Raw genomic sequence first — 6,274 nt, forward strand, 5'->3', positions numbered from 1 at the left:
AGCCGCGCCGGCATGTCGTCCGGGGCGACCAGAACGGGTGCGTCCGGGTCGATCACGGACCGGAACGCCGGCGCCGCCGCCGCCGCGGCCACGAGATCGGCATACGGCGGCGAACCCCACGCGGCTCGGCATCGCTGCAGCAGCCACAGCCCTGTCCCGTTGCGGAGGAACCGGACCGTGCCGTCCACCCCCGCCTCGTTCGAGAAGCCGGACAGCCGGGCATCGTCGGTCAGCACCGGCGCCGGCAACTCCAGACCGACCAGTGACCAGGTCCCCGACGAGATGTAGCCGAAGCTGCCCGCTCCGGCCGGTATCGCGGCGACCGCCGAGGCCGTGTCGTGCCCGGCGACCGCCCACAGCGGCACCCGCGGGTCGGTGAGCAACGAGCCGACCCGGGTGCCCGGCGCCACGACGTCGGCGGCGAACAGCCGGCCGGGAATGCCGAGCGCCTCGATGACGCCCGTCGCCCAGCGACGGGTGGAGACGTCGAGCAACTGGCTGGTGCTGGCGATGGTCTGCTCGGTGGCGACCCGGCCGCTCAGCCAGTACCCGAATAGATCGGGCAGCATGACGAGCCGTTCGGCGGCGTCCAGCTGCGGCGAGCCCTCCATGGCGACGAGCTGGCTGGTGGTGTTGATCGGCAGCGTCGCCGTGCCGGTGGTGCGGTACAGCCCGGCCGCGCCGGCCCGTTCGGTGACCAGCGCGGTGCTCGACTCCGTCCGCCGGTCGCGGTAGTGCCACGGGTTGCCGATCAACCGCCCGTCGCGGTCGAGCAACCCGAAGTCGTTGCCCCACGCGTCGATCCCGACCCCGGCGACCTGATCCCGGCCGTCGGACAGCGCGGCGGCGATCCCGGCCGAGAGGTCGGCGAACAACGCCAGCACGTCCCAGTGCAGGCCCTGCGGCAACGCCACCGGCCGGTTGACGAACCGGTGCACCTCCCGGACCTCGAGCCGGGCACCGTCAAATGCGCCGCGCACCACCCGTCCCGTCTCTGCGCCGAGGTCGACGGCCAGGAACACAGGCATCGCCAGAGCCTAGCGGCGCCTCGGGCGGGCGGCCCAGCACTTACCGCTCAGGCACCGCTCAGGGCACCAGGTCGATGGCCGCACTCCCGCTCATGAGATCGACGGGGAGTGAGACATGCTCGTGGGTGATCAACCACGTCGTGCCGGTCCGCCGGCTGCAACTGGACACGCGTACCCAGAACCCGACCTCGCGCCCGCCGCGCAAGGTCCCGCTAGCTCTGCTGAACCAGTGGGCGAGCGCGAAGTCGCCGCTCACCGCAATGGTCAGGTCCCGGATCTCCAGCTCGATGGCGCTCTCCCAGCCGTCGAACCACCGCAGGAATCTGCTTCGAAGCGCAACCGCCCCGCTGAACTGGAGCGGCGGCACCACATCGAAATACACGATGTCGGGGGAGTACAGGGCCATGAGCCGGTCGATGTCTTTGGCCCGCATCGCGGCGGATTGCCGGTCGAAGAGCTCCCTGACCTCGTGTCCGGTCGACGTCATTGCGTCCTCCCCATTTCAGTGCGGTCGTCAGCCGACGCGGTAGTGGGCTCGGCCGACGGACAGTCCCGGCGAGTACCCCTCGCGCCGCGAGCCGTTGAAGAAGACGACCAGATCGTCGCCTTCCCTGACCGCTGACGGCTTCCACACGCCGTCGCGGTGCCATGGTGTGCCGTCGGTGGTGGACACGAGCTGCACCGGCGCCGGCCAGTCGCCGACCTCGTCGGCCCGCGACCACCACACGCCGTCGCCGGCGCCGGGCGCGGCGGTCAGCGGGTGCTTCGCGGTCACCAGGTCGAAAGCTCCACCGCAGTCGACGACGACGGCGTCGAACTCGCCGTCGGCGGCGAAGATCCGCCGGCCGGTCCAGCCGGTGACACCGTCCGGGCTCTCCGCGTACCCGATCACCTGGGTGCTGCCCACGGACAGGCCCGCGCAGTACCAGAGCCGCCAGCGGCCGTCGTGGTAGAGCAGGTTCGGTTCGGCGACGGTGCCGAGCTCCCACGGTTCCGTCGCGGTGAACACCGGCGCGGGGTGCCGGACCCATCCCGAGCCGTCCCATTCCAGGAAACCGATCGAATACGGCCCGGTGATGTCGGTCGCGGCCGCCGAACTCGCGTAGTAGAGGCGTTCGACCGACTGCCCGCCGGACCGGCCGCGCACATGGGAAACGCAGTGGTAGCCGGTGGCGTCCCAGCCGTTCGCCGGAGTCGGCGACGCGCACGGGCCGTCGACAGTCCACTCGAGACTGTCCACCGCGGCCCCACGAGGCAGGTGGGCAGCGCGGAGGTCGATCCGGTGCACGGCCGGGTCCACCAGCTCACCCATGATCAGGCACCAGCGGTCGTCGCTGCGCAGCACGGTGACGTCGGCGCCGTCGAACAGCCTGGTCTTGTCGAGCAGTCTGGCGCGCATGCCACGATCGTCACACAGAATGATACGATCGTCAAACAGTACGATGATTGAAGGAGATGGCATGACGGTCGAACGGCTGCTGGCAGCACAACAGCGGGCGGCCGCCCGGGGCACTGTGCTCGCCGAGCTGATCGCCGCGCGGCTCGGGATCGCCCCTACCGACCTGAAATCCGTCTTTCTGCTCGCGCAGGGCCCTCGGTCCGCCCGCGTGCTGGCCGACGAGCTGCGACTCACGCCCAGTGCGGTCACCGCCGTCATCGACCGGCTCGAGCGTGCCGGTTTCGCTGTCCGGGAACGCAGCTCGGCGGACCGGCGGCAGGTGACCGTCCGCGCCGTGCCCGAGCGCGTGGCGGAAGCGACGGCGTTGTATCGGCCGCTGTACGAGCAGATGGCCGAACTGGTCGGTGGCTACACCGACGATCAGGTGATGCTGCTGCTCGACTTCGCGCAGCGGTCCGACGAGATCCTGGCCGAGGTGATCGGCAGGGTCGGCCACGGTGACCCGCCCGGCGGCGGCTTGGTGTCGAGGGCGTGACGCATGGTGTGGTGATCGGTGCCGGCATCGTCGGAACAGATCGGGCAGCATGACGAGCCGGCCGGCGGCGCTCGCCGAGATGCTCAGCGGCACGTTCTTCGCGTCCTGGGCGGCACATCGCCGGCGGCTGCTGGGTTAGCGGGTAATTGCGAGAAATCATCGCTTCTGCCCCATATGCTTGGTGCGGGACGGCGAAGGAGATGCGGCATGCCGGCATCATCTGAATTTCTCGAGACGTGGTTCCGGCGGGACCTGCCTCAGCTCAACCGTGCCGTGTTGAGCGGGGCGCCCCGTACCTCGGTGGCCGAGGCGATGGCCGGCCTGCTGCCTGAGCTTCCCGCACCCTCCGCTGTCAGCCCCGTGCAGGCGCAACGTATGATCATTGGTCTCGGTTTGGCCGGTTCGTCCTTGGCCCGGCACTACCAGGAGCAGGATCCACGCCGGCGGCAACATCCCGAGCGGGCCTTCGACAATCTGGTGGCGGGTCCCGAGATGCTTCCGTTCCGTGCCTACTTCGCCGCCCTGGCTGACCGTACCGGCACGGGCCACTACGAACGTGACGCCTACGCCTCGCTGGTGATCTGGAACGTTCCCACCACGGAGGTGCACTTCGAGGGATCGTTGCTGGCGGTGCTTCCGGGGGTGACCGACGGCCATATTCTGAGCTACACCGGCGACGCCGCCGAGCAGTGGTTCTTCGAACTGGTCAAGCGCGGGCAAACCCTGGAGCTCGGGGTGAACACGCTGCTGGAACCGCTTTCAGCCGGCGACATCGGCGTGGCCTCTGCGGAAGGCCTGCGCCGGGTTCGCCAGGCCACCACCCTGCTCGAGGCACTGAGGCAGCTGTTCCTGGAGTTCGCCGATGTGCCGCCCGGGCTTGGGATGCAGCCGCAGTACTTCATGGATGTGTTCCGGCAGTTCGCGGCGCACTGGACCGCTGGCGACATCCCGCCCAGCGGTGCACTGGACGTCGACGCCCTCAAGCGTGACTTCCTGCTGGGGACCGTCGATGAGCACTACGCGCAGCACGTCGAACGCATCTTGCCGGCGCTGCTGTCCGCCGAGCGGGCCGATCTGATGCGGTCGATGGAGCGGCCTGCGCTGCCGGATCGCCTGCTTGCCACGCTCGGCATCGACCGTGGTGCGCTCGCGCAGATGTCGTCATACCAGCTCGAGGCGCTCGCCACGGCTCATCGAGCCGTCGGTGAGTGGCACCAGCTGCTGTCCAGCCACGCACGGGCGGCCGGCGCCCACCTCATGCTGAGCAAGCGCTTCCTGTTCAATCCGCAGCGACGGCGAGACGAGGAGGGGCTCGGGGACCGGCCGCTGGTGTCCAATCGGCGGGGAACCACCGGCATGGACGAGACCGTCCTCGACCGTCTGACCCGCAGGCGACGCGAACACGCGCTTGCCCCCTTGCGGCGCACGTCGGCACAGGCCGCGCTCGCTGCCGTGGCGCTGCCGGTCGGAGACGTCGAGATCAAGCCCGAGCCGATCGTACGGGCCGACGAGAGGGCACCTGCCCTTTCCGGCCGGACGTCGGGCGGGGGATATGGCAGCCGGACCGGCACGAATGTTCAAGATCGGGCGGGCGAATGAGCGTCGGAGCGCACCCCACGGTGAGTCCCGCGCAGTTGATGGCGCTGCTCGACCACACCTCCGCCGTCATCTACATGCGTGGCTTGGATGGCCGTTATCTGCTGGTCAATCGTGAGTACGAGCGCCTGTTCAAGGTGCGGCGGGAGGCGATCGTCGGCCTCACCGACCATGACCTGTTCCCGGCGGAGGTGGCCGATGCCTTCCGGGCCAACGACGTCGCGGCGATCGCCGAGGGACGGCCGGTGCGGTTGGAGGAGACCGCGCCCGGTGATGACGGGCCTCGCACCTACATCACCGTGAAGTTCCCGCTGATGGATCCCGAGCATCGTCCGTACGCGATCTGCGGCATCTCCACCGACATCACTGAACGCAAGCACGCCGAAGAGGAGGTCCATCGGCTCAACAACGAGCTCGAGGAACGGGTCCGCCAGCGCACGGCGGAACTCGAGGCCTCGACCAGGGAACTCGACGCGTTCGCGTACTCGGTGTCGCATGACTTGCGGGCGCCGTTGCGGTCCCTTGCCGGCTTCAGCGAGGTGCTCCTGGAGGACTACGCCGAGGTGCTCGACGATGTCGGGCGCGGGTATCTGAGCCGTATCGAGCAGAACGCCGCCCGGATGGCGCGGATGATCGACGACCTGCTTGACCTCTCCAGGGCGACCCGGGTCGACCTGCGCCGCGAGCAGGTGGACCTCAGCGCCCTCGTACGCGACGTGATCGCGGACCTTCGCGACGCCGATCCCGACCGGCACGTCCGAATCGCCGTCGCCGATGGGCTCACCGCCCGCGGTGACCTGCACCTGCTCCGGTTGGTCCTGGTCAATCTGCTCGGCAACGCCTGGAAGTTCACTGCGCGGCGCGACCCTGCCGTCATCGAGGTGGACGCGACGGCGGACGACCCGCAGGTCTTCGCCGTCCGGGACAACGGTGCCGGATTCGACATGCGATACGCCGCCAAGCTGTTCGACCCGTTCCAGCGGTTGCACTCCCACTCCGACTTCGAAGGCACCGGGATCGGCCTCGCCATCGTGCAACGCATCGTGCAGCGGCACGGCGGCCGAATCTGGGCCGAGAGCACGATCGACGGCGGCGCGACCTTTTACTTTGCCCTCGACACCGAGGCGAACAAGCGTGACCCGCTGGAGGACTCATGAACAGTGGGACGATCCTTCTCGTCGAGGACAATCCTGACGACGTCATGTTCACTCTCCGAGCATTTGAGAGGAACAAGATCTCCAATCAGGTCGTCGTCGCCACTGACGGTGAGCAGGCGCTGGACTACCTCCAACCCGCGGACGAGAGCAAGGCGCTGCGCCCCGCCCTGGTCCTGCTCGATGTCAATCTCCCCAAGGTCGACGGACTCGAGGTGTTGCGCCGCATCAGAAACGACTCTCGGACCGCCGGCCTTCCGGTGGTGGTCCTCACCACCTCCAACGAAGAGCGCGACATCGTGGACAGCTACCGTCTCGGTGCCAACAGCTTCGTTCGCAAACCGGTGATGTTCGGGGACTTCGTGGACGCCACCAAGGTGCTCGGCGTCTACTGGCTGCTGGTGAACGAGCCCCTTCCACCGTGGCGCGGCCAGGGTTGATGCCGATGACCATCCATCTGCTGCTCGTCGAGGACAGCGACGATGACGCGCTGCTCATCCAGCGACAGTTCCGGCGGGTTGCCATCGACGTGACGGCAGAGCGCGTGGAAACTGCCGCGGGG

At 68.7% G+C, this 6,274-nt stretch carries 7 protein-coding genes; 4 read left to right on the forward strand and 3 right to left on the reverse strand.

From position 1 onward, the window contains the following. From AB0M20_RS21565 to AB0M20_RS21575, 3 genes are all read right to left on the reverse strand, one after another. Positions 1–1,028, reverse strand: a 1,028-nt coding sequence (locus AB0M20_RS21565) for an FGGY family carbohydrate kinase (RefSeq protein WP_364300718.1), incomplete at its 3' end; no start/stop codon positions are given. A 58-nt stretch (positions 1,029–1,086) separates the two neighbouring features. Continuing rightward, complete coding sequence (locus tag AB0M20_RS21570; RefSeq protein WP_364300720.1) at positions 1,087–1,515, reverse strand: nuclear transport factor 2 family protein; 429 nt, start codon at positions 1,513–1,515, stop codon at positions 1,087–1,089. A 27-nt stretch (positions 1,516–1,542) separates the two neighbouring features. Then, the gene (locus tag AB0M20_RS21575; RefSeq protein WP_364300722.1) at positions 1,543–2,427 is read right to left on the reverse strand and encodes a hypothetical protein; all 885 of its coding nucleotides are present in this window, start codon (positions 2,425–2,427) and stop codon (positions 1,543–1,545) included. Positions 2,428–2,488: 61 nt separating this feature from the next. Between AB0M20_RS21575 and AB0M20_RS21580 the strand changes: the two genes are divergently transcribed. From AB0M20_RS21580 to AB0M20_RS21595, 4 genes are all read left to right on the forward strand, one after another. Then, positions 2,489–2,962 (forward strand): MarR family transcriptional regulator, encoded by a 474-nt coding sequence (locus AB0M20_RS21580; protein ID WP_364300725.1) that lies wholly within the window; start codon positions 2,489–2,491, stop codon positions 2,960–2,962. Positions 2,963–3,169: 207 nt separating this feature from the next. After that, entirely contained in the window at positions 3,170–4,561 is a 1,392-nt protein-coding gene (locus AB0M20_RS21585) for a hypothetical protein (protein WP_364300728.1), read from the forward strand. Beyond that, positions 4,558–5,715, forward strand: a complete 1,158-nt coding sequence (locus AB0M20_RS21590) for an ATP-binding protein (protein WP_364300730.1) — start codon at positions 4,558–4,560, stop codon at positions 5,713–5,715. The genes AB0M20_RS21585 and AB0M20_RS21590 overlap by 4 nt, the downstream gene beginning before the upstream one ends. After that, positions 5,712–6,152 carry a response regulator gene (locus AB0M20_RS21595; protein ID WP_364300733.1) on the forward strand — a complete coding sequence of 147 codons (441 nt, stop codon included), beginning with the start codon at positions 5,712–5,714 and terminating at the stop codon, positions 6,150–6,152. The genes AB0M20_RS21590 and AB0M20_RS21595 overlap by 4 nt, the downstream gene beginning before the upstream one ends. Positions 6,153–6,274 lie beyond the last annotated feature (122 nt).

The sequence above is a fragment of the Actinoplanes sp. NPDC051633 genome (genome assembly GCF_040681735.1).
Taxonomy (GTDB): domain Bacteria; phylum Actinomycetota; class Actinomycetes; order Mycobacteriales; family Micromonosporaceae; genus Actinoplanes.